This window comes from Streptomyces sp. NPDC051909 (assembly GCF_040681095.1).
Taxonomy (GTDB): Bacteria; Actinomycetota; Actinomycetes; order Streptomycetales; family Streptomycetaceae; genus Streptomyces.
Genome location: NZ_JBFAYA010000011.1, coordinates 151,325 through 173,792, shown reverse-complemented (window position 1 = coordinate 173,792; position 22,468 = coordinate 151,325). Strand labels below are relative to the sequence as shown.

Sequence of the window (22,468 nt, the reverse complement as noted above, 5' to 3'; positions counted from 1 at the left end):
GACCACCATGACTGCCACAACCCTCCCCTACGACCAGCTGAAGGGGCCGACCACGGTCCGCCGGCTGCTCGCCACACCGACCACGGGGCCGCTCGTCGCCCTCCTGCTGGCCTGCGTCTTCTTCTCCCTGACGACCGAGCGGTTCCTCTCCGGCGGCAACTTCTCGCTGATCGTCCAGCAGGTGATGGTCGTGGGCACGCTGGCCATCGGCCAGACCCTGATCATCCTCACCGCCGGCATCGACCTCTCCTGCGGCGCCGTCATGGCGTTCGGCAGCATCGTCATCGCCAAGACGGCCGCCCAGGGCGGCCTGCCACCGCTCGCCGCGATCGCTCTCGGCCTGGCCGTGTGCGCGGGCTTCGGCCTGGCCAACGGCCTGCTGGTGCGGCTGATCCCGCTCCCGCCGTTCATCGTCACCCTCGGCATGCTGAACGTGGCGTTCGCCCTGACCCACATCTACTCGGACGAGCAGACGATCACCAACCTGCCGGCGCCGCTGACCGCCCTCGGCGAGACGTTCCCGCTCGGCAACACCGACATCACCTACGGCTCGCTCGTCACCATCGCCCTGTTCCTGCTCTTCGCCTACGCGCTGAGCGGCACGTCCTGGGGCCGGCACGTCTACGCCCTGGGCAACAGCCCCGAGGCCGCCCGCCTCAACGGCATCCGCACCTCCCGGCTGACCGTGGGGATCTACACCCTGGCCGGACTCGTCTACGGAATCGCCGCACTGCTCATGGTCTCGCGCACCGGCGTCGGCGACCCGCAGGCCGGCCAGACCGACAACCTGGACAGCATCACCGCCGTCGTCCTCGGCGGCACCAGCCTCTTCGGCGGCCGGGGAGCCGTCCTCGGCACCTTCATCGGCGTCCTCATCGTCGGTGTGTTCCGCAACGGCCTCCAGCTGATGGGCGTCGCCTCCATCTACCAGACCCTGATCACCGGCGTGCTGGTGATCCTGGCCGTGACCGTCGACCAGATCTCCCGGAAGAAGGCAGGATGAGCACCGCCGATGTCACGCCCGTGCTCCAGGCCCGCGGCCTGGTCAAGCGCTACGGCCATGTCACCGCCATCGACGGCGCCGACTTCGACCTGCTGCCCGGCGAGGTCCTCGCCGTCATCGGCGACAACGGCGCCGGCAAGACGAGCCTGATCAAGGCCCTCACCGGTGCGCTCACCCCCGACGAGGGCGAGATCCGGCTCAACGGCGAACCCATCAGGTTCAGCGGGCCGCAGAGCGCGCGGCAGCACGGCATCGAGACCGTCTACCAGGACCTCGCCGTCGCCGCCTCCATGGACATCGCCTCCAACATGTTCCTCGGACGCGAGCTGCGCCGGCCCGGCTTCCTCGGCAGCGCGCTGCGCATGCTCGACAAGAGGCGCATGCGCCAGGAGGCCGCGGCCCACATGGCCGACCTCAAGATCGGTCTTCGGTCCCTGACGCAGCCGGTGGAGACACTGTCCGGCGGTCAGCGCCAGGCCGTGGCGGTCGCGCGGTCCGTCGCCTGGGCCACGAGTGTCGTCGTCATGGACGAGCCCACCGCCGCCCTGGGCGTCAAGGAGTCGGGGCAGGTCCTCGACCTGATCCGCCGGGTCCGCGACAAGGGCATGCCCGTGGTCCTGATCAGCCACAACATGCCGCATGTCTTCGAGATCGCCGACCGCATCCACATCCACCGGCTCGGCCGACGCGAGGCGCTGATCAAGCCGTCCGACCACTCCATGGCCGAGGTCGTCGCCATCATGACCGGGGCACTCAGGGTGAACGACGAGGGAGGTACGGTCGTAGCCGACGCGGATGCCGCCCAGGCGGCAGGCGTGTCCGCCCACTGAGTGGCCGCGCGGACGACACCGCGCCGACCGCAGGGGCGCCGCACAGCCAGAACAGCGGGCCCGGCCCCGGGCAAGGGCCGGGCCCGACGAACGCACAGGAACGGTGGAAGATGGCCACGAACCGCCGCCCCACTCTGGCCGATGTCGCCAGGGAAGTGGGCGTCAGCGCCAAGACGGTGTCCCGGGTGCTCAACGAGGACGGGCCCAGTTCCCCGGAGACCCGGGAACGCGTGCTGGCCGCGGTCGCGAAGCTCGGCTTCCAGCCGAACCTGATGGCCCGCAACATCCGCGTCGGCGGACCCGACACCACCGTCGGCCTGGTCGTGCCCGACCTCGGCAACCCCTTCTTCGGAACCGTCGCCGGCGCCATCGAGGACGCCGTACGCAGCCGAGGGCTCACCCTGCTCATGGGTTCCTCGGCCGAAGACCCGGACCGGGAACGGGCGTTGATCCAGACCTTCCTCGCCCGGCGCGTGAGCATGCTGATGGTCGTCCCCGCGTTCGGAGCCGATCACAGCCATCTCAAGGCACCGCGCGCGGCCGGCCTGCCGGTGGTGTTCCTCGACCGGCCCGGAGTCGGCCTGTCCGCCGACTGCGTGGTCAGCTCCAACCAGGCCGGCGTCCACGAGGGCGTCACCCACCTCATCGCCCGCGGCCACCGTCGGATCGGCTTCATCGGAGACCTGCCCGCCAGGCTCTACACCCGGCGCGAGCGCCTCGCCGGCTACCGCGAGGCGCTCGCCGAGGCCGGCCTGCCCTACGACCGAACCCTGGTGACCGGCGCCCACAGCCAGGACGGGGCCGCCGCCGAGACCACCGCCCTGCTCGACCTGCCCCATCCCCCCACCGCCCTGTTCGCGGCGAACAACATCATGGCCCTGGGGGTCATCGCCCAGCTCACCCGCGCCGGGCGCAAGGACATCGCCCTGGTCGGCTTCGACGACCTCCCGCTCGCCGAAGTCCTCGACCCCGCCCTGACCGTCGTGGCCCAGGACCCGGCGGCCATCGGCGCGGCGGCCGCCCGAACCGCCCTCGCCCGCCTGGACGGCGACCGCACCCGCGCCCGGACCGTCATGGTCCCCACCCGTCTGGTGGTCCGCGGCTCCAGCGAACTGCTCCCGCACCCCACCGAGCAGGCCCCGGCCGGGCGCTGAGCTCCGGAACGGCGCGCACCGCTTCCCGTCCCCCCTTTTGTCCGAGGGCTGAGACCGCCGCGCGGCCGCCCTCGTCCGTTCCTACGGCAAACCTCGCATTCGCCATGGAGAGTCCCACGACTTTATTGCAGATGAGCAGGATTCCGACCTACGGTGTCGCATATGCAGTCCTATATCATCGGCCGGGCCGCTGTCGCCGCCCTCACCGCCGCGCTGCTCGTGCCGCTCGCGGCCTGCTCGTCGAGCGACGACAGCAGGAAGGACGCCGGCGCGGAGACGGCCTCCGGCTCCGGGAGCGCCGCGCCCGAGGCGCACCTCACCGTCCTCGCGGCCGCCTCCCTCACCGACGTGTTCAAGACGGCGGGCGCGGCCTACGAGCAGGCCCACCCCGGCACGAAGCTCACCTTCTCCTTCGCCGGCTCGCAGGAACTCGTCGCCCAGGTCTCGCAGGGCTCGCCCGCCGACGTCCTGGTCACCGCCGACACCAAGAGCATGGACAAGGTGAGGGCGGACACCGGCACCCCCGCGATCATCGCCAGGAACCGCCTGGTCATCGCCACCGGCGAAGGCAACCCGCACCAGGTCGACGAGCTGAAGGACCTCGCCGACACCGGGCTCAAGATCGTCCTCGCGGCTCCCGAGGTGCCCGCCGGCAAGTACAGCAAGCAGATCCTCGACAAGCAGAACCTCACGGTGAAGCCGGTCTCGCAGGAGCCCAACGTGCGCGCCGTCCTGAGCAAGATCGAACTCGGCGAGGCCGACGCCGGTCTCGTCTACAGGACGGACGCCGAAAGCGCCGCCGACAAGGTCGACGCCGTCGACATCCCCGACGGCCAGAACGCCGTCGCCCAGTACCCGGCCGCCACGCTGAAGGACTCCGAGAACACCGAGGCCGCGGCCGCGTTCGTCGCCTGGCTGTCCTCGCCCGAGGGCCAGAAGATCCTCCAGGACGCCGGCTTCCAGAAGCCGTAACCGCCCGGAAGCGGCGTGGGCGGGGGCGGGAAGATCCCGGACCCGCCCACGGTTGGCGGAATCGTGAACGATTTCGGGGTGCACGAGGTGCACGAGGTGGACGGGACGACGCCGGCGGGCGCGGTGCGCGACGTCGACGTCGTGGTCATCGGTGCCGGGCAGGCCGGTCTCTCCGCCGCCTTCCACCTGCGGCGCACCGGCTTCGAGCCCGACCGGGACTTCGTGGTCCTCGACCACGCCCCGCGGCCGGGCGGCGCCTGGCAGTTCCGCTGGCCCTCGCTCACGTACGGCAAGGTGCACGGGATGCACGCGCTGCCCGGCATGGAGCTGACCGGCGCGGACCCGGCGCGGCCGTCCTCGGAGGTGATCGGGGAGTACTTCACCGCGTACGAGGAGACCTTCGACCTGCGCGTGCACCGCCCGGTGGACGTCACCGCCGTCCGCGAGTCGGCGGGCGAGGACGGTCGGCTGCTCGTGGAGACCTCGGAGGGCACGTACGCCACCCGCTCACTGATCAACGCGACCGGCACCTGGGACCGGCCGTTCTGGCCCCGCTATCCCGGGCAGGAGACCTTCCGGGGGCGCCAGTTGCACACCGCCCGGTACCCGGGGCCGCAGGCCTTCGCCGGGCAGCGGGTGATCGTGGTCGGCGGCGGCGCGTCCGGCACCCAGCATCTGATGGAGATCGCCGACGTCGCCGCCGCGACGACCTGGGTGACCCGGAGCGAGCCGGTCTTCCGCGAGGGCCCGTTCGGCGAGGTCGAGGGCCGGGCCGCGGTCGCGCTGGTGGAGGAGCGGGTACGGCAGCGGCTGCCGCCGCGCAGCGTCGTGTCGGTCACCGGCCTTCCCCTCAACGACGCGATCCGCGACGCCCGCGCCCGGGGCGTCCTGGACCGGCTGCCCATGTTCGACCGGATCACGCCGACCGGGGTGGCCTGGGACGACGGGCGGACCGTGGACGCGGACGTGATCCTGTGGGCGACCGGCTTCCGGGCCGTGATCGACCACCTCGCGCCGCTGCGGCTGCGCGAGCCGGGCGGCGGCATCCGGGTCGAGGGCACGCGCGCGGTCCGCGATCCCCGGATCCATCTCGTCGGTTACGGTCCCTCCGCGTCCACCATCGGCGCCAACCGGGCCGGCCGGGCGGCGGTCGCCGACATCCGGCAGCTGCTCAGGAGCGCCCCGCGGCCCGTCGCCGCTCGTTGAAGTCGGCGACGTTCGCCTGGTGTTCGGCGTAGCTGCCGGTGAAGCGGGTGTCGCCGTGCCGGACGGTCACGAAGTAGAGCCAGTCGCCCTCCGCCGGGGCGACGGCCGCGCCCATGGCCTGGTCGCCCGGGTTGCCGATGGGTGACGGGGGCAGGCCGCGCCGCTCGTAGGTGTTGTAGGGGCTGTCGACCCGGGTGTCCTGGTGGGTCGTGTCCACGGTGTCCCGGCCCAGGGCGTAGTTGATGGTGGAGTCCATCTGCAGCGGCATGCCCTGGGCGAGCCGGTTGTAGACGACCCTCGCCACCCTGCCCATGTCCTCGGGGGTGTCGGCCTCGGCCTGGACGATGCTGGCGACGATGACCATCTGGTGCACGCTCAGCCCGTGGCGCCGGGCGCCGTCGGCGATGCGCGGGCCGCCGAAGCGCTTGGTTGCGGTGTCGACCATGTAGCGCAGCAGGCCCTCGACGGTGGTGGCCTTGTCGACCGGATAGGTGGCGGGGAAGAGATAGCCCTCGGGGTTGCCTTCGGCGGCGGCCGGCAGGGCGAGCCTGATGGCCGGGGCCTGGGCGGTCCTGCGCGCGGTGCCTTCGGGGAGCTTGAGGGAACGGTCGACGGCGGCGTACACCTCGCCGTCGCGCCAGCCCTCGGGGATGAGGAGGGTGCGCTGCTTCTCGGGGACGGGGCGGGGCGCGGGGGCGTCGCCGCCGGTGAACAGCAGGAGCGGCACGGTGATGGCCGTGGCGACGGCGAGGAGTCCGCCGAGCAGCAGCACGAGCTTCCCGCGCCCGGTGAGCCGGGTGCGGCGGCGACGAGGATCGGGCTGCCAGGTCCGGTACGTCATGGGCGCACGCTAACCCGCCCCGTACCCGATTCCGGGGACCCGCGCACGCGGCAGCGCCGCCGGTCCCTGGGACGGGGGCCGACGGCGCCGCTGTTCTCTCCTGCTTCGGGTCAGACGAGCCAGCCCAGGAACTGGAGGACGCCGGCGAGCAGGTTGGTGATCACGTTCATGGTGGTGCTGTCTCCTCGTGCAGAGCTTTCTGTGGGACTGCGCAGTCGCGGTCTGCAGCCCGTCGCTTGCGCACCGTAATCATCCGACGCCGTACGGGAGTTGAGCAACAGAATCGGGGACGATCACACGTTCCGGGGAACAACCGCTCCCACGTTCGTGTGTTCGTCGCGGCGCACCAGGGCCGCGTACCGCCCGTCGAGGGCGATCAGCTCCTCGTGGGTGCCGCGCTCGGCGATGCGCCCGGCCTCCAGGACGACGATCTGGTCGGCGTCGCGGACGGTGGACAGGCGGTGCGCGATGGTGATGGTGGTGCGGCCGGCCGAGAGCGCGTCGATGGCCTGCTGGACGGCGTGTTCGGTGCGGGTGTCGAGGGCGCTGGTCGCCTCGTCGAGGATGAGCACCGGCGGGTCGCGCAGGATGGTGCGGGCGATGGCCAGGCGCTGCTTCTCGCCGCCCGAGAAGCGGTAGCCGCGCTCGCCGACCAGGGTGTCGTAGCCGTCGGGCAGCGAGGCGATGTGGTCGTGGATCTGGGCGGCGCGGGCGGCGGCCTCTATCTCCTCGTCGGTGGCGTCGGGCTTGGCGAAGCGCAGGTTGTCCGCGACGGAGGCGTGGAAGAGGTAGGTCTCCTGGGAGACCACGCCGACGGCGCGGGCGAGGGTGTCGAAGTCGAGGTCGCGCACGTCGACGCCGTCGAGGGTGACCCGGCCGTCGGTCACGTCGTAGAGCCGGGGCACGAGGTAGCTGAGGGTGGACTTGCCGGAGCCGGTGGGGCCGACCACGGCGAGGCTGCCGCCGGCCGGGACGGTGAGGTCGATCGCGTCGAGGGTGGGGCGGCCCTCGCCCTCCGGCTCGTAGCGGAAGGTGGCCTTGTCGAAGGCGACCTCGCCGGCGACCTTGGAGAGGCGGACCGGCGCGTCCGGTTCGGTGATCTCGACGGGCAGGTCGAGGTATTCGAAGATGCGCTGGAAGAGGGCGAGCGAGGTCTGCATCTGCACGCCGGTGGACAGCAGGCTCACGGTGGGCCGGAACAGGCCCTGCTGGAGCGAGACGAAGGCGACCAGGGTGCCGAGCGAGATCGCGGGGCCGCCGAGCTGGAGGGCGAGACCGGCCGCCCAGTAGAGCAGGGCGGGCATGGCGGCCATGACGATGCCTATGGTCGACATCCGCCAGCGTCCGGCCATGGAGGAGCGCACTTCGAGGTCGACCAGGCGCTCGGACTCCTCGGCGAAGGACTTCGTCAGCGAGTCGGCGCGGCCCATGGTGCGGCCGAGCAGGATGCCGCTGACGGACAGCGACTCGGTGACGGTGGCGGCCATGGCGGCCATCTGCTTCTGGCGCCGGGTGGTGATCCGCTTGCGCTCGCGGCCGACCCGGCGGCTGATCCAGACGAAGAGCGGGAGCAGCAGCAGCGAGACCAGGGTGAGCCGCCAGTCGAGCGCGAGCATCGCGACGACGGTGGCGACGACGGCGGTGAGGTTGGAGACGAGGGAGGTGGCGGTCGAGGTGACCGTGGCCTGCATGCCGCCGATGTCGTTGGCGATACGGGACTGGACCTCACCCGTGCGGGTGCGTGTGAAGAAGGCCAGCGGCATGCGCTGGAGCTGTGCGTAGACCGCGGTGCGCAGGTCGTGCATGACGCGCTGGCCGACGGTGGTGGAGATGAGGGTCTGGAGCACGCCGAAGACCCCGGAGGTCACGGCGGTGAGGATCATGCCGAGGGCGAGCAGGCTGAGCAGCCCGGTGCGGCCCTGCGGGATCGCGGTGTCGAGGATCTCCCGGAGCAGGAAGGGCGAGGCGACGGACACCAGCGACGAGGCGGCCACGAGCAGGCCGACCACGGCGAGGCGGCCGCGATAGGGACGGAAGAGCCGGAGGATGCGCCGCAGCTGGGCGGGCTCCTTGGGCTGTGCGGGATCACGGGCGGGGGGCGTCCAGGTGGACTCGTCGTGCGGATGCATGGGCTCCTACGAGGGTTCGGGTGTGGGGCGATGAGAGCCTAGCTCATTGTTACCTATACTCACAATGCACATGGTCCTGATATTGTTCCGGTATGAACACCCCGGCCCTCCCCGACTCCCCCGACCCCGACGGTGTGCTGGCCGAGCAGCTGCTGCGGCTCACCCGTCGGCTGCACCGCCACCACAAGCGGTATCTGGAGCCGGTGGGGATCACCCCGGCGCAGTTCCGGCTGCTGCGGACGGTCGCGCACTACGAGGAGCCGCCGCGGATGGCCGATCTCGCGGCCCGGCTCGAAGTGGTCCCGCGCGCGGTGACCAGTCTGGTGGACGGCCTGGAGGCCTCCGGCCGGGTGCGCCGGGTGCCCGATCCGACCAATCGCCGGGTGGTCCGGATCGAGCTCACCGACACCGGCCGCGACACGCTGAGGGAGCTGCGCAGCGCGCGCCGTGCCGCCGCAGAGGACATCCTTGCCCCACTGACCGTCGAACAGCGCGAAGTGCTCGGAGGTCTGCTGTCCGCCCTGGTCGACGGCGGTCCGGAGCGGGCCTGCTGAGACCCGGGCGACCGGAGCCCGGGACCGGGGAAGACGCCCGGGCACCCGGAACCGGAGCGGCCTGGCCCCGGGCACGCCGCGCGCCGGAGGGGAGCGCTGGCCATGCCCGTACGGGAGCCGAACCCGCAGTCGCTGCGAGCCGGTACGAAGCGGCGGGCGGCGCCCGACCGTGTGCCGGACCTCCAGGCCCGCGGCACCCCGAAGCATCTGCGCGAGGAGCTGATCGCCGTCCTCGGCGCCGGGAAGGTGCTCTCGAAGGTCTCCGACCTGGTGCGGTACGCCTCCGACGCGAGCCCCTACCGCTTCCTGCCGCAGGTCGTGGTGGTCGCCGAGGACCTCGACGACATCTCGGCCGTCCTGTCGTACGCGCACGGCAAGGGCCGCGAGGTGGTGTTCCGGGCCGCCGGGACCAGCCTCAACGGACAGGCGCAGGGCGAGGACATCCTGGTCGACGTGCGCCGGCACTGGGCGGGCGTCGAGGTCCTGGACGGCGGCGCCCGGGCCCGGATCCGGCCCGGCACGACCGTGGTGCGGGCGAACGCGGCGCTCGCGCCGTACGGCCGGGTGCTCGGCCCCGATCCGGCGAGCGCCATCGCCTGCACGGTCGGCGGGGTGGTCGCCAACAACGCCTCCGGCATGACGGCCGGCACCACCCGGAACGCGTACCGGACGCTCGCCTCGCTCACCTTCGTGCTGCCGAGCGGCACCGTGGTCGACACCGCCGACCCCGCGGCCGACGAGGAACTGGCCAGGGCCGAGCCGCGACTGTGCGCCGGGCTGCTCGCCCTGAAGGCGGAGATCGAGGCGGACCCGGAGCTGACGGCCCGGATCCGCGCCAAGTACGCGATCAAGAACACCAACGGCTACCGGCTCGACGCCTTCCTCGACGGCGCCACCCCGGTGGAGATCCTGCGCGGTCTGATGGTGGGCTCCGAGGGCACCTTCGGCTTCATCGCCGAGACCGTCTTCGACACCGTCCCCCTGGACCGGATGGTGTCCACGGCGCTCCTCTTCTTCCCCTCGCTGCCGGCCGCCGCGGCCGCCGTGCCCCGCTTCAACGCGGCGGGCGCGCTTGCCGTGGAGCTGATGGACGGCAACACCCTGCGCGCCTCCGTGAGCGTGCCCGGGGTGCCGGACGACTGGGCGCAGCTGCCGAAGGAGACCGCCGCGCTGCTCGTGGAGTTCAGGGCGCCCGACGAGGCCGGGCTGCGGGCGTACGAGGATGCGGCTGCCGCGGTCCTGGCGGACCTGGCGCCGGTCGCGCCGGTGGCCTCGGTGGACAACGCCTTCACCCGCGACCCGGGCACGATCGGCGGGTACTGGAAGGCACGCAAGGCCTTCGTGACGGCGGTCGGCGGCTCCCGCCCGTCGGGCACGACACTGATCACCGAGGACTTCGCGGTGCCGCCGGAGCGGCTCGCCGAGGCCTGCGCGGAGCTCCTCGACCTACAGGCCCGCCACGGCTTCGACGCAGCCGTGGCCGGGCACGCCGCACACGGCAATCTGCACTTCCTGCTCGCCTTCGACGCCGGCGACCCGGCCGACGTCGAGCGCTACGCGCACTTCATGGACGACTTCTGCAAGCTCACCGTGGAGCGCTTCGACGGCTCGCTGAAGGCCGAGCACGCCACCGGCCGCAACATCGCGCCGTTCCTGGAGCTGGAGTGGGGCGCCAAGGCGACCGAGCTGATGTGGCGGACCAAGGAGGTCATCGACCCGGACGGACTGCTCGCCCCGCGGATCGTCCTGGACCGCGACCCGCAGGCCCATCTGCGCGGCCTGAAGACGATCCCCACGGTGGAGCGGGTCGCGGACCCGTGCATCGAGTGCGGCTTCTGCGAACCCACCTGCCCCAGCCATGATCTGACGACGACACCGCGCCAACGGATCGTGCTGCGCCGGGAGATGATGCGGCAGTCGGACGGATCGCCCGTCGAGACCGCCCTGTTGGGGTCGTACGGCTACGACGCGGTCGACACCTGTGCCGGCGACTCCACCTGCCGTCTCGCCTGCCCGGTCGGCATCGACACCGGCGCGATGATGAGGGAGTTCCGGCACGAGCGGCACTCCCCGCGCGAGGAGCGCGTCGCGGCGCTGGCGGCGCGGAACTTCAAGGCCGTGGAGGCCTCGGCGCGGCTCGCGGTGGCGGCGGCCGCGCGGATGGGCGACGGGTTCCTGGAGTCGGTGACGGGCCTGGCGCGCAAGGCGGCGCGGCCCGACCTGGTGCCCGAGTGGCTGCCCGAGATCCCCGGGGCGGCGCGCGGTCGGCTGCCGCGCACCCACCGGCCGGCCGCGGTCGCCGTCTACTACCCGGCCTGCGTGAACCGGATCTTCGGCAATCCGCGGGAAATCGACGGCCCGTCACTGCCGGAGGCGATGGTGGCGCTGTCGGCCCGCGCCGGGCGGCCGGTGTGGATCCCGGACGACGTGGCGGGCACCTGCTGCGCCACCATCTGGCATTCCAAGGGCTACGAGCGCGGCAACGAGGTGATGGCCAACCGGATCGTGGAGGCCGCCTGGGGCTGGACCGCCGGGGGCCGGCTGCCGCTGGTGGTCGACGCCTCCTCCTGCGCCCTGGGCATCGCGCACGAGGTCGTGCCGTACCTCACCGACGACAACCGCGAACTGCACGCCGAACTCACCGTCGTGGACTCGCCGGTGTGGGCGGCCGACGAACTGCTGCCGCGCCTGGACGTGCGCCACCGGGTCGGGTCCGCGGTGGTCCACCCGACGTGTTCCATGCGGCATCTGGGCGACGAGGAGAAGCTGACGGCGCTCGCCGGCGCCTGCGCCGAGGAGGTCGTCGTCCCGGCCGACGCGGGCTGCTGCGCCTTCGCCGGCGACCGGGGCATGCTCCATCCGGAACTGACGGCCTCGGCCACCGCGCGGGAGGCCGCCGAGGTGACCGCCCGGCCCTTCGACGCCCATCTCTCGGCCAACCGGATGTGCGAGGTCGGCATGGACCGGGCGACGGGCCGCACGTACTACTCGGCGCTCATCGCGCTGGAGCGCGCGACCCGCCCGTGAATCCGCGGGCCGACGAATCGTTGGTACAGTTCCGGGTCTCGTCCCTGCGTACGGCTGTTCGACGCCCAGGGGACCACAGCGAGGAGAGACCGACCGTGGGGACTGACGTCGACGACGCCGCCTCCGTGGAGTTCCATGCCTTCTTCGAGCGTCACTACGCCGAACTGGCCCGCCTCGCCCATCTGTTGACGGGCGAGGCGGACGCCGCCGACGACCTGGCGGCGGACGCGCTGCTCGCGCTGTGGCACCGCTGGGACCGGGTGCGGGCGGCCGAGCATCCGGTGGCGTACGCACGCGGGGTGGTCGCGAATCTGGCCCGCACCCGGATCCGCGGCGCGGTGCGCGAGCGACGGCGGATCGCCCTCTTCTGGTCGCAGCGCGAGGAGAAGACCGAGAACCCGGACGTCGCGGGGGTGGTCGACGTGCAGGCCGCGCTGCGCAGGCTGCCCTTCCGCAAGCGTGCCTGCGTGGTGCTGCGGCACGCCTTCGACCTCTCGGAGAAGGACACGGCGCTGGCCCTGGGCGTGTCGGTGGGTACGGTGAAGAGCCAGACCTCGAAGGGGATGGCCGAGCTGCAGCGGCTGCTCGGAACACGCGGAGCGCCGCAGCAGCTGCACGCGGCGATGGCGCGCGGCGGCGAGGCCGGAGGAAGGGACCGATGACGCGGGACGTGGACGACGAGCTGCGTGCCCGGCTGCACGAGGCGGCCGAGGCGCATCGGCCGGACCGCGCCCGCATCCTGGCCAGGGTCGAGCGCGGCATGGCCGAGCGGGCCGGGGCGGACGGTCGCGCGCCCCGCCGCCCCGCTTCCCCCCGGCCCGCGTTCGGGCGGCTGCGGATCGCGGGCGTCACGGCCGCGGTCGCGGGCGTGCTCACGGTCGGCGGCTTCGCGGTCGCCGCCGCGGTGCGGGAGGAGCCCCGCACGCCGCAGAGCACGGTCTCCATGCCCCCCGCACCCGCACCGACGGCGACGAGCCGCCCGCCCGTCTCCCCGGCGACACCGACGACCGGCCCCGAGGACGAGCCGACGGACGGCGCGCAGCGGCCCGGCCCGACCACCGCCGCACCCCCCTCGAACGGCCCGGCCCCGGGCCCGTCCGCCCCGTCCGCGCCCTCGAACCGAACCTCCGGCGCCACGGACGGCCCGCTGTGGTCGGACGGCTCCGTGGACCCGCACAGCAACGAGTTCTGGGCGCAGAGCAACGTCACGCTGAAGACGACCGCGGCCCTCTCCGCGCTCACCGTGCGGCTCCAGGTCGCCCAGAACGGCCAGGTCGCCTCGACGGGTGCCTGGCGCTCGCTGCCGGAGCAGGACTTCACCCTCACGGTCGAGGAGCGGGACGGGTTCCTGGTCTACACGTGGGTGCTGAAGGAGGGCCGTACGGTCCCGGCGGGCGAGTGGGTGTTCGCGGGACAGTACGACCACCGGCGTGGCGCACGGGACGCGGCGGACGACCGCTACACGGCGACGGCTACAACGGCCGCCGGGGCCGAAAGTCTGGCCGTGTCCGGTGACTTCGCGCCCCACGGCGACGACTAGGCCGTGTCTTTCGGATCAGGCCGGATCAGGGAGCGGCGGCTGGTGCGTGCGATCGCAAGGCGGAGGAGGGAGTCCATGCGGTGGGGGCACCTCCCCGGCCGCAAGGCCGAGGGGGACATCGGCGACCGACGACAACGCGGCGAGCGTGCGTGCCAGGCGTCGCGAGCCCGGCAAGATCCGGAAGACACGGCCTTAGACGCCGGGGTGCTCAGCAGCGCCGCAGGTCCTCGACCAGCGTGCCCTGGACGGTCTTCAGGGACCGGTCGTAGCAGCCGGCGGAGCCGTGGCTGCGGTAGCGCTCGGCGCTGGTGCCGACCGCGTGCCGCTGCTCGCGCGGGACGCCGAGGGTGAAGGAGGCGTCGCCGGTGTAGGTGTCGTCGAGCCGCGACCAGGACAGCCGCTCACCGCCGCGGACGACGTCGACGGAGGCGCGGTCGCCGATGGTGAGGACGGTCCGCAGCCGGTTGTCGGCGTCGACGGTGATCTCGCCGTCCATCGTGTACGCGCGGTGGGTGCGGGTCGCGGTCCGGCCGACGGTGACCGTCTCGTCGTCGGTCCAGGAGGCGGTGAGCGCGTCCGGGTTCTCGTCGGCGCCCCAGCGGTGCGCGGAGGTGTTCTCGACGGTGCGGGTGACTGTGGTGGCGACCCGGCCGTGCGAGGTGTTCAGGTGCCCGGCGACGGTGAGCGTGTGTCCGCCGCCCGCCTCCAGGACGTCCGGCGAACCGGGCTTGTACACCGCGGAGTTGCGCGGGGTTCCGGCCTCGTGCCGGTCGAGGGCGCCGGTGACGACCTTGCTGCCCTCGTCCTGCCACAGCAGGACGTTGGCGGGCACGCTCCAGCCGCTCTGCCCGGCGGGGACGCCGGCGACGGAGACCTCGACACGGTGGGCCCGCCCGTCGTTGAGGACGGCCGCGAAGGGGGTGAGGTCGTAGACGACCGGCTGCACGTCGAAGGCGCGCGGGGCGGGCGTCACGTACCAGAGGAACGGGTTGGACCAGCCGCCGGTCCACACGTGCGGGAAGGGCGCGGCGATGCCCGCGAGCCTGCCGTCGACGGAGATCCGGACCTCGCGGTACGGGCCGTCGGCGGCCTTGCACGAGTAGGGCGCCGCGTCGGGGACGGTGAGGTACCAGAACTCCTCGCAGCCGCCGCCCGAGCCGGTGGCGTACACCTCGGCGAGGACGCGTTCGGTGTTGCGCGGGGTGGTGAGGGTGCCGTCGGTGAGCGGCAGCACCCGGTCGGGGGTGCCGGCGGCGGGCTTCACCGGGCCCTGGGCGGTGTGGAAGGTGAGGGTGACACGGACGTCGATGACGCCGGTGTACGTCTCGTTGACGACGTTGCCGATGAGCATCTCGACGGGCTGGGGGCGGCTCAGGAGGTCGCGGTAGCGGGTGACGTCCTTCTCGACCGTCCAGGCGATGCCGTCGGGCGAGGGTTCCGGGGTGGAGGTGCGGAAGATCTCCACGCCGCCGACGCCGAGGTGGCCGAGGCGGTCGTACTGACGTCCCTTCACCTTCCCTTCCAGGCGCAGCACGACCTTGTTCCAGCGGGTGCCGCACTCCTTGGGCGGCGCGTAACTCCCCTGGTACGGCGTGAAGTCGCGGAACTGTGCCTCGGCGAGCGTGACCTGGCAGCTGCGGGTGCCGGGGACGGCGACCGGCGGGGCGGCGGTGACCGGGTCGTGCCAGTCGGTGGTGAACTCGGCCGGCGGGGTGGGCGCCTCGTCCGCGTGTGCCGCCGGGGCGGCGAGCAGCAGTCCGGCGGCCAGGGTGAGGCCGCTGATCATGCTCATGATCTTCCGTTGTCTCATGGGTCGGCAGTGAAGCGCGGGTCGGCTGGGGCGCGCCAGAGGGCGTGGGCCCGCCTTGGCGGGATCTGTTCGGAGTTGCGGGAAAATGAATTGCCGGGATGGGGCGCGCGGCGCAAGCCTTGCAGGGTCCGGGGTTCCAAGGCCCCGTCGCGACCGTTGGGGCGTCATGCAGATCAAAGACCTTCCGTACGCCGACCCGGGGGTGCCGGATGTCCGATCGGGCTTCCGCTTCCTCCTCTGGCTCGGCCGGAGACAGCTGGGCGGGCAGCTGAAGTGCCTGTTCTGGGGCCTGCTGCTGCAACTCGGCATCGCCGGGCTGCCGCTCGGCGTCGGACTGTCCGTGCAGGCGGTGGTGGACCGCGACGGCGCCGGGTTCGCCCTCGGGGTGGGCCTGCTGATCGCCTGCGGCCTCTCCATCGCGGTCGGCGACACGATGGTCCACCGGGTGGCCGTGACCAACTGGATCACCGCCGCCGCCCGGGTCCAGCAGCTGCTCGCCCGCAAGACCGCGGAGCTCGGCTCGGTCCTGACCCGCCGGGTCGCGGCGGGCGAGGTCGTGGCCGTGTCCACGGGCGACGTGGAGAAGATCGGCTGGTTCGTCGAGGCGGCCTCGCGCTTCGCGTCCGCCGCCGTCGCCCTCGTGGCCGTCTGCGTCGGCCTGGTCCTCTACCAGCCGGAACTCGGCCCGCTGGTCGCGCTCGCCGTGCCCGTGCTCGCCCTCGCCGCGCTGCCGCTGCTCCCCCGCGCCACCCGGCGGGCCGACGAGCAGCGCGAGAAGGCCGGGCGGGCCACCGAACTGGCCTCCGACACGGTCGCCGGGCTCCGGGTGCTGCGCGGCATCGGCGGCGAGGAGCTGTTCCTCGGCCGCTACCGGGCGGCCTCCCAGGAGGTGCGCCGGGCCGCGGTGCACAGTGCCCGGATGTGGGCGCTGATCGCGGCCCTCCAGGTGCTGCTGCCGGGCCTGCTGCTCGTCGGTGTCGTGGTGTACGGCGCGGGGCTCGCGCTCGACGGACGGATCTCGGTGGGCGCCCTGGTCACGGTGTACGGCGCGGTGGCCCTGACCCACCACCCGTTGCGCACCTTCGAGGAGATCGCCATGGCGTACTCCTTCTCACGCCCCTCGGCCAGGCGCGCCGCCCGGGTGCTCGCCCTGTCCCGTACGGCCTCCGTGCGGGCCGGGACGGCCGACGAGGTCCCGGACGGGGACCTGTACGACCCCGTCACCGGGGTACGGGCGCCCGCGGGCGCGTTCACGGCGATGGTGTGCGGCGACCCGGACGCGGCCGGCCGGCTCGCGGACCGGCTCGGCGGGCATCCGGCGGAGCCGGACGAGAGGCACACCTCCGTCCTGCTCGGCGGGGTCGCGCTCGACACGCTGCCCCTGGACACCGCGCGCCGTGCCGTCCTGGTGCAGGACAAGGACCCGGTGCTGCTCTCGGGCACCCTCGCCGAGCTGCTCGACGTGCCGTCCTCCGGCGCGGTGTCGGCGGCCGACGCGCTGGACGCGGCCCGCTGCGCGGACGTCCTGGACGCCCTCGCGCAGGCCTCCGTGGACACCGGCGGCGACCCGATGCGGACCCGGATCACCGAGCGCGGGCGGTCGCTCTCCGGCGGGCAGCGGCAGCGCCTGGCGCTTGCCCGTTCGCTGGTCACCGACCCGGCGGTGCTCGTCCTGGACGACCCGACCTCGGCGGTCGACGCGCACACCGAGGCACGGGTGGCGGACGGGATCAAGCGGCTGCGGGCGGGCCGGACCACCGTGGTCCTCGCCTCCTCTCCGCTGCTGCTCGACCTCGCGGACCGGGTGGTCCTGGTCGACGACGGCACGGCCGTCGCCGTCGGCACCCACCGCGAGCTGCTCGCCGGCGAACCCCGCTACCGGGCGGTCGTGACCCGCGAGACCGACACCGAACCCGCCCCCGACGACGCGCCCGCGGACGGCCTCGACGACACCCTCGACGACGGCCTCGTCCCCCTCGGCGAACTGGAAGGAGAGAGCGCGTGATCCGCGTGGCACCGCCCGCCTACGACCCGGCCGCGCCCCGGTCGGCCACCACCCTGCCGGTCGCCGGCGCGGTCACCGTCCGCGGCTACGTACGGGAGCTGCTGCGCCGTCACCGGCGCGCGTTCGCCGCGCTCGTCGCGGTCAACGCGGTCGCCGTGACCGCGTCGATGGCGGGGCCGTATCTGCTCGGCTCGGTCGTGGACGGGCTCACCGCCGGCGCCTGGGAGCTCCATCTGGAGCGCACCGCCGCCCTGTTCGCGGTCGCTCTCCTTGTCCAGGCGCTCTTCACGCGCCTGGTCCGGCTGCGCGGCGCGATGCTCGGCGAGGAGATGCTCGCCGACCTGCGCGAGGACTTCCTGGTGCGTTCGGTGGCCCTGCCGCCGGGCGTCCTGGAGCGGGCGGGCACCGGCGATCTGCTGTCCCGGATCACCACCGACATCGACCGGCTCGCCAACGCGATGCGCGAGGCGGTGCCGCAGCTCGTCATCGGCGTGGTGTGGGCGGGCCTGCTCGTCGGCGGCATCGCGGTCACGGCACCGCCGCTCGCCCTCGCGCTGCTGATCGCCGCACCGCTGCTGATCACCGGCTGCCGCTGGTACTTCCGGCGGGCGCCCGCCGCGTACCGCTCCGAGGCCGCCGGTTACGCGGCCGTGGCCGCCGCCCTCGCGGAGACCGTGGACGCGGGCCGCACGGTCGAGGCGCACCGGCTCGGCCGGCGCCGGGTCGAGCTGTCGGACCGCCGGGTGTACGAGTGGACCCGGTGGGAGCGGTACACCCTGTATCTGCGCTCGGTGCTGTTCCCGGTCGTCACGCTCACCCACACCGTGGTGCTGACCGGGGTGCTGTCGATCGGCGGGCTCCTCGTCTTCTGGGGCCGGATGGACGTGGGGCAGCTGACCACGGGCGCGCTGCTCGCGCAGATGCTGGTCGACCCGATCGGGATCGTGCTGCGCTGGTACGACGAGCTCCAGGTCGCCCAGGTGTCGCTGGCGCGCCTGGTGGGCGTGCGGGAGATCGAGCCGGCGGCGGGCGAGGAGTCCGTACGGCCCGAGGGGCGTGCGGTGCGGGCGGACGAGGTGCGCTTCGGCTACCGGGAGGGCGTGGACGTGCTGCACCGGGTGTCGATGGACGTCGCCCCGGGCACCCGGCTCGCCCTGGTCGGCCCGTCCGGTGCCGGGAAGTCGACGCTGGGCCGGCTGCTCGCGGGCGTGTACGCACCGCGCGCGGGCACGGTCACCCTCGGCGCGGCCGAGCTGGCCCGGATGCCGGCCGAGCGGGTCCGCGAGCACGTGGCCCTGGTCAACCAGGAGCACCATGTCTTCGTGGGCTCGCTCCGGGACAACCTGCTGCTCGCCCGGGCGGGCGCCGGGGACGCCGAGCTGTGGGCGGCCCTTGCGGCGGTCGACGCCGAGGACTGGGCGCGGGCCTTCGAGTCGGGCCTGGACACCGAGGTCGGCTCGGGCGGCCAGGCGCTCACCCCGGCCCAGGCCCAGCAGGTGGCGCTGGCCCGGCTCGTCCTGGCCGACCCGCACACCCTGGTCCTGGACGAGGCGACCTCGCTCCTCGACCCGCGCGCGGCCCGGCATCTGGAGCGCTCGCTCGCCCGGGTGCTCGACGGGCGCACGGTCGTGGCCATCGCGCACCGGCTGCACACGGCGCACGACGCGGATCTGATCGCCGTGGTGGAGGACGGGCGGATCAGCGAGCTGGGCAGCCACGAGGAGCTGGTGGCGGCGGAGGGCGCGTACGCGGCGCTGTGGCGTTCCTGGCACGGCTGAGGTGCCGGTACGGGAACGGGGCCGCACCGGATCGTCCGGTGCGGCCCCGTTCCCGTGCGGCTAGGGCGTGTGTCGAAAGTCCCGTCTGCCGGCGGGCGGACGACGCTACTTTCGACACACGCCCTAGAAGAAGCCGAGTGCCGAGGCTCCCCCGACCCCGCCGAGCAGCATGAAGACCGGCATGAGGACCTTCAGCTCGACCCAGCTGCCGGCGCGGAAGCGGATCGCCTTCGGCGGGCCGATCGGGTACCAGCGCTTGCGGCCGACGGGGATCGGCCACAGGATCGGGCAGCCGGAGACGGTCAGGGCGTCGCCGATGTCGTGGACGAGGGCGCCCAGCACGATCGGCAGGCCCAGCCACAGGTACTCCTGGCCGGGCTGGGTGAACAGCCAGTCCGAGCCGTTGCCGGGCTGGTCCAGGACCCCGGCGAGGATCCAGGCGCTGGTGGCGCCGAGCAGCCACACCAGGACGTCGCTGGACATCCGCGCGGCCCGCCACAGCAGGCCTTCGACGGCGAGGACCAGATGCACGAAGAGGATCGCGAGGACCGCCCAGCGGCCGCCGGTGACGGCCGCGACCGAGCAGCCGCCGCCGATCAGAACGGCCCACACCCAGGTGTGGGTGAGGGTGCGGTGCCCGCCCGAGCGCCGAGGGTCGGCGGTGGAGCGGGTGGACTTGTAGACGGCGTACGACAGCTTGTCGACGATCTCGCACAGCCACCGGGAGACCGGCCCGAAGGCCCGCGAGATGGTGGCCGCCTTGTGGTCGAGGTCGGGCGCGAGGGCCGCGCCCGCGCAGATGAGCGCGCCGACGACGAGAACCGGCCACGGCATCGGGTGGTCGAAGGCCGCCGCGGCCGCTCCGACCCCCAGCCAGGCCGCCGCTCCGGACAGCGAGTGCGCCGGTCCCATCATGGTCGTTTCCCGCCCCGTCTCTCGCCGTGATTCGCCGTTTCTGGTGCCCCGGCGCCCAGTTGACGCCCGGTCGGCAGTCCGGCCGCACGGCCGGCCGACGCGTCAGCCTATCCTCCGTGATCTTCGATCCGATGGCCGGTTCCCTCATCCGAGGGGAATCCAGGCAAGATGGGGTCGTGACCCTTATCGATCAGCTGCCGCCGACCGCCGACCCCGACGCCCTCTTCGAGGCCTTCTCCTCATGGGCGGAGGGCCGGGGCATCAACCTCTACCCGGCCCAGGAGGAGGCGCTGATCGAGGTGGTCTCCGGGGCCAACGTGATCCTCTCCACCCCCACCGGCTCCGGAAAGTCGCTGGTCGCGGCGGGTGCGCACTTCACGGCGCTGGCCAATGACCAGGTCACCTTCTACACCGCGCCGATCAAGGCGCTGGTGTCGGAGAAGTTCTTCGAGCTGTGCAAGATCTTCGGCACCGAGAACGTCGGCATGCTGACCGGCGACGCGTCGGTGAACGCGGACGCGCCGGTCATCTGCTGCACCGCCGAGGTGCTCGCCTCGATCGCGCTACGCGACGGCAAGGACGCCGACATCGGCCAGGTCGTCATGGACGAGTTCCACTTCTACGCGGAGCAGGACCGCGGCTGGGCGTGGCAGATCCCGATCCTGGAGCTTCCGCAGGCGCAGTTCGTCCTGATGTCGGCGACGCTCGGCGACGTGTCGATGTTCGAGAAGGACCTGACCCGGCGCACCGGCCGTCCCACCTCGGTGGTCCGCTCGGCGACCCGGCCGGTCCCGCTCTCGTACGAGTACCGGCTCACGCCCATCACGGACACCCTCACCGAGCTCCTGCAGACCAGGCAGGCGCCGGTCTACATCGTCCACTTCACGCAGGCGCAGGCGGTGGAGCGCGCCCAGTCGCTGATGAGCATCAACATGTGCTCGCGCGAGGAGAAGGACGCCATCGCCGAGATGATCGGCAACTTCCGCTTCACCACGAAGTTCGGCAAGAACCTCTCCCGTTACGTGCGGCACGGCATCGGCGTGCACCACGCGGGCATGCTGCCGAAGTACCGGCGCCTGGTGGAGAAGCTGGCGCAGGCTGGCCTCCTGAAGGTCATCTGCGGTACGGACACCCTGGGCGTCGGCGTCAACGTGCCGATCCGCACGGTGCTGTTCACCGCCCTGACCAAGTACGACGGCAACCGGGTGCGCACGCTGCGGGCCCGTGAGTTCCACCAGATCGCGGGCCGGGCCGGCCGGGCCGGCTTCGACACCGCCGGTTTCGTGGTGGCGCAGGCGCCCGAGCACGTCATCGAGAACGAGAAGGCGCTCGCCAAGGCCGGCGACGACCCGAAGAAGCGCCGCAAGGTGGTCCGCAAGAAGGCCCCGGAGGGCTTCGTCGGCTGGACCGAGAGCAGCTTCGAGAAGCTGATCGCCGCCGAGCCGGAGCCGCTGACCTCCCGCTTCCGGGTCACCCACACCATGCTGCTCTCGGTGATCGCGCGTCCCGGCAACGCCTTCGAGGCGATGCGCAAGCTCCTGGAGGACAACCACGAGCCGCGCCGGAACCAGCTCCGGCACATCCGCCGGGCCATCGCGATCTACCGCTCGCTCCTTGACGGCGGCGTCGTGGAGCAGCTCGACACCCCGGACGCCGAGGGCCGCACGATCCGGCTGACCGTCGACCTCCAGCAGGACTTCGCGCTCAACCAGCCGCTGTCGACCTTCGCGCTCGCCGCGTTCGACCTGCTCGACCCGGAATCCCCCTCGTACGCCCTCGACATGGTGTCGGTGGTCGAGTCGACCCTCGACGACCCGCGGCAGATCCTGCACGCCCAGCAGAACAAGGCGCGCGGCGAGGCGGTCGGCGCGATGAAGGCCGACGGGGTCGAGTACGAGGAGCGGATGGAGCGGCTCCAGGAGGTCACGTATCCGAAGCCGCTCGAAGAGCTGCTCTGGCACGCGTACAACGTCTACCGCAAGTCGCACCCGTGGGTCGGCGACCACCCGGTGTCGCCGAAGTCGGTCATCCGCGACATGTACGAACGGGCGCTGTCCTTCACGGAGTTCACCTCCTTCTACGAGCTCGCGCGCACCGAGGGCATCGTCCTGCGCTATCTCGCGAGCGCGTTCAAGGCGCTCGACCACACGATCCCGGACGACCTGAAGACGGAGGACTTGTCGGACCTGATCGCCTGGCTGGGCGAGATGGTGCGCCAGGTGGACTCCTCGCTGCTCGACGAGTGGGAGCAGCTGGCCAACCCGGAGCTGGAGTCCGCGGAGGAGGCGCAGGAGAAGGCCGACCAGGTCAAGCCGGTCACCGCGAACGCGCGCGCCTTCCGGGTCCTGGTGCGCAACGCGATGTTCCGGCGGGTGGAGCTGGCGGCGCTCGACAACGTGGACGAGCTGGGCGAGCTGGACGGCGAGGCCGGCTGGGACGCGGACGCGTGGGGCGAGGCGATGGACGCGTACTGGGACGAGTACGACGACCTGGGCACCGGCCCGGACGCGCGCGGCCCCAAGCTGCTCGCCATCGAGGAGGACCCGGCGCACGGCGTCTGGCGCGTCCGGCAGACCTTCGCCGACCCGAACGGTGACCATGACTGGGGCATCAGCGCGGAGGTGGACCTGGCCGCCTCGGACGAGGAGGGCCGGGCGGTCGTGCGGGTGACCTCGGTCGGCCAGCTGTAGACGCCCGTAGCCGT

General features: G+C 72.7%; 16 protein-coding genes. 12 read left to right on the top strand and 4 right to left on the bottom strand.

Annotated elements, in window-relative coordinates; genetic code table 11:
• Positions 1-7: 7 nt before the first annotated feature.
• The 5 genes from AB0M18_RS19630 to AB0M18_RS19610 all read left to right on the top strand — a co-directional run bounded on the left by AB0M18_RS19630 (position 8) and on the right by AB0M18_RS19610 (position 5,165).
• The gene (locus AB0M18_RS19630) at positions 8-1,003 is read left to right on the top strand and encodes an ABC transporter permease (RefSeq protein ID WP_365759577.1); all 996 of its coding nucleotides are present in this window, start codon (positions 8-10) and stop codon (positions 1,001-1,003) included.
• On the top strand, positions 1,000-1,833 hold the full coding sequence (locus AB0M18_RS19625; RefSeq protein WP_365759575.1) for an ATP-binding cassette domain-containing protein: 834 nt from the start codon (positions 1,000-1,002) through the stop codon (positions 1,831-1,833). Before AB0M18_RS19630 ends, AB0M18_RS19625 begins: the two co-directional genes overlap by 4 nt.
• Positions 1,834-1,943: 110 nt before the next feature.
• A complete protein-coding gene (locus tag AB0M18_RS19620) occupies positions 1,944-2,987 on the top strand; it encodes a LacI family DNA-binding transcriptional regulator (RefSeq protein ID WP_365759573.1) in 1,044 nt (347 codons plus the stop codon).
• Positions 2,988-3,149: 162 nt separating this feature from the next.
• A complete protein-coding gene (modA, locus tag AB0M18_RS19615; RefSeq protein ID WP_365759571.1) occupies positions 3,150-3,959 on the top strand; it encodes a molybdate ABC transporter substrate-binding protein in 810 nt (269 codons plus the stop codon).
• 123 nt (positions 3,960-4,082) lie between these two features.
• Positions 4,083-5,165: an NAD(P)-binding domain-containing protein gene (locus AB0M18_RS19610; RefSeq protein WP_365759744.1), complete on the top strand. Its 1,083-nt coding sequence runs from the start codon at positions 4,083-4,085 to the stop codon at positions 5,163-5,165.
• Here the strand turns inward: AB0M18_RS19610 and mltG are convergent.
• A complete protein-coding gene (mltG, locus tag AB0M18_RS19605; protein WP_365759569.1) occupies positions 5,131-6,006 on the bottom strand; it encodes an endolytic transglycosylase MltG in 876 nt (291 codons plus the stop codon). The genes AB0M18_RS19610 and mltG overlap by 35 nt on opposite strands.
• A gap of 293 nt (positions 6,007-6,299) precedes the next feature.
• On the bottom strand, positions 6,300-8,135 hold the full coding sequence (locus AB0M18_RS19600; protein WP_365759567.1) for an ABC transporter ATP-binding protein: 1,836 nt from the start codon (positions 8,133-8,135) through the stop codon (positions 6,300-6,302).
• Positions 8,136-8,227: 92 nt separating this feature from the next.
• Here AB0M18_RS19600 and AB0M18_RS19595 point away from each other — a divergent pair, with 92 nt between their 5' ends.
• The 4 genes from AB0M18_RS19595 to AB0M18_RS19580 all read left to right on the top strand — a co-directional run bounded on the left by AB0M18_RS19595 (position 8,228) and on the right by AB0M18_RS19580 (position 13,256).
• Positions 8,228-8,689, top strand: coding sequence for a MarR family transcriptional regulator (locus tag AB0M18_RS19595; protein WP_365759565.1), 462 nt, complete (start codon positions 8,228-8,230; stop codon positions 8,687-8,689).
• A gap of 102 nt (positions 8,690-8,791) precedes the next feature.
• On the top strand, positions 8,792-11,716 hold the full coding sequence (locus AB0M18_RS19590) for an FAD-binding and (Fe-S)-binding domain-containing protein (protein ID WP_365759564.1): 2,925 nt from the start codon (positions 8,792-8,794) through the stop codon (positions 11,714-11,716).
• A 95-nt stretch (positions 11,717-11,811) separates the two neighbouring features.
• Positions 11,812-12,378: a SigE family RNA polymerase sigma factor gene (locus AB0M18_RS19585; protein ID WP_365759562.1), complete on the top strand. Its 567-nt coding sequence runs from the start codon at positions 11,812-11,814 to the stop codon at positions 12,376-12,378.
• Positions 12,375-13,256 carry a hypothetical protein gene (locus AB0M18_RS19580; RefSeq protein WP_365759560.1) on the top strand — a complete coding sequence of 294 codons (882 nt, stop codon included), beginning with the start codon at positions 12,375-12,377 and terminating at the stop codon, positions 13,254-13,256. The genes AB0M18_RS19585 and AB0M18_RS19580 overlap by 4 nt, the downstream gene beginning before the upstream one ends.
• Positions 13,257-13,464: 208 nt before the next feature.
• Here the strand turns inward: AB0M18_RS19580 and AB0M18_RS19575 are convergent, their stop codons facing one another.
• Positions 13,465-15,066: a peptide-N4-asparagine amidase gene (locus AB0M18_RS19575; protein WP_365759558.1), complete on the bottom strand. Its 1,602-nt coding sequence runs from the start codon at positions 15,064-15,066 to the stop codon at positions 13,465-13,467.
• A gap of 166 nt (positions 15,067-15,232) precedes the next feature.
• Here AB0M18_RS19575 and AB0M18_RS19570 point away from each other — a divergent pair, with 166 nt between their 5' ends.
• Complete coding sequence (locus AB0M18_RS19570; protein ID WP_365759556.1) at positions 15,233-17,071, top strand: ABC transporter ATP-binding protein; 1,839 nt, start codon at positions 15,233-15,235, stop codon at positions 17,069-17,071.
• Positions 17,068-18,849: an ABC transporter ATP-binding protein gene (locus AB0M18_RS19565; RefSeq protein ID WP_365759554.1), complete on the top strand. Its 1,782-nt coding sequence runs from the start codon at positions 17,068-17,070 to the stop codon at positions 18,847-18,849. The genes AB0M18_RS19570 and AB0M18_RS19565 overlap by 4 nt, the downstream gene beginning before the upstream one ends.
• A 123-nt stretch (positions 18,850-18,972) precedes the next feature.
• Here the strand turns inward: AB0M18_RS19565 and AB0M18_RS19560 are convergent, their stop codons facing one another.
• Positions 18,973-19,764 carry a metal-dependent hydrolase gene (locus AB0M18_RS19560; protein ID WP_365759552.1) on the bottom strand — a complete coding sequence of 264 codons (792 nt, stop codon included), beginning with the start codon at positions 19,762-19,764 and terminating at the stop codon, positions 18,973-18,975.
• Between the two features lie 116 nt (positions 19,765-19,880).
• Here AB0M18_RS19560 and AB0M18_RS19555 point away from each other — a divergent pair, with 116 nt between their 5' ends.
• Positions 19,881-22,454: a DUF3516 domain-containing protein gene (locus tag AB0M18_RS19555; RefSeq protein WP_365759550.1), complete on the top strand. Its 2,574-nt coding sequence runs from the start codon at positions 19,881-19,883 to the stop codon at positions 22,452-22,454.
• Positions 22,455-22,468 lie beyond the last annotated feature (14 nt).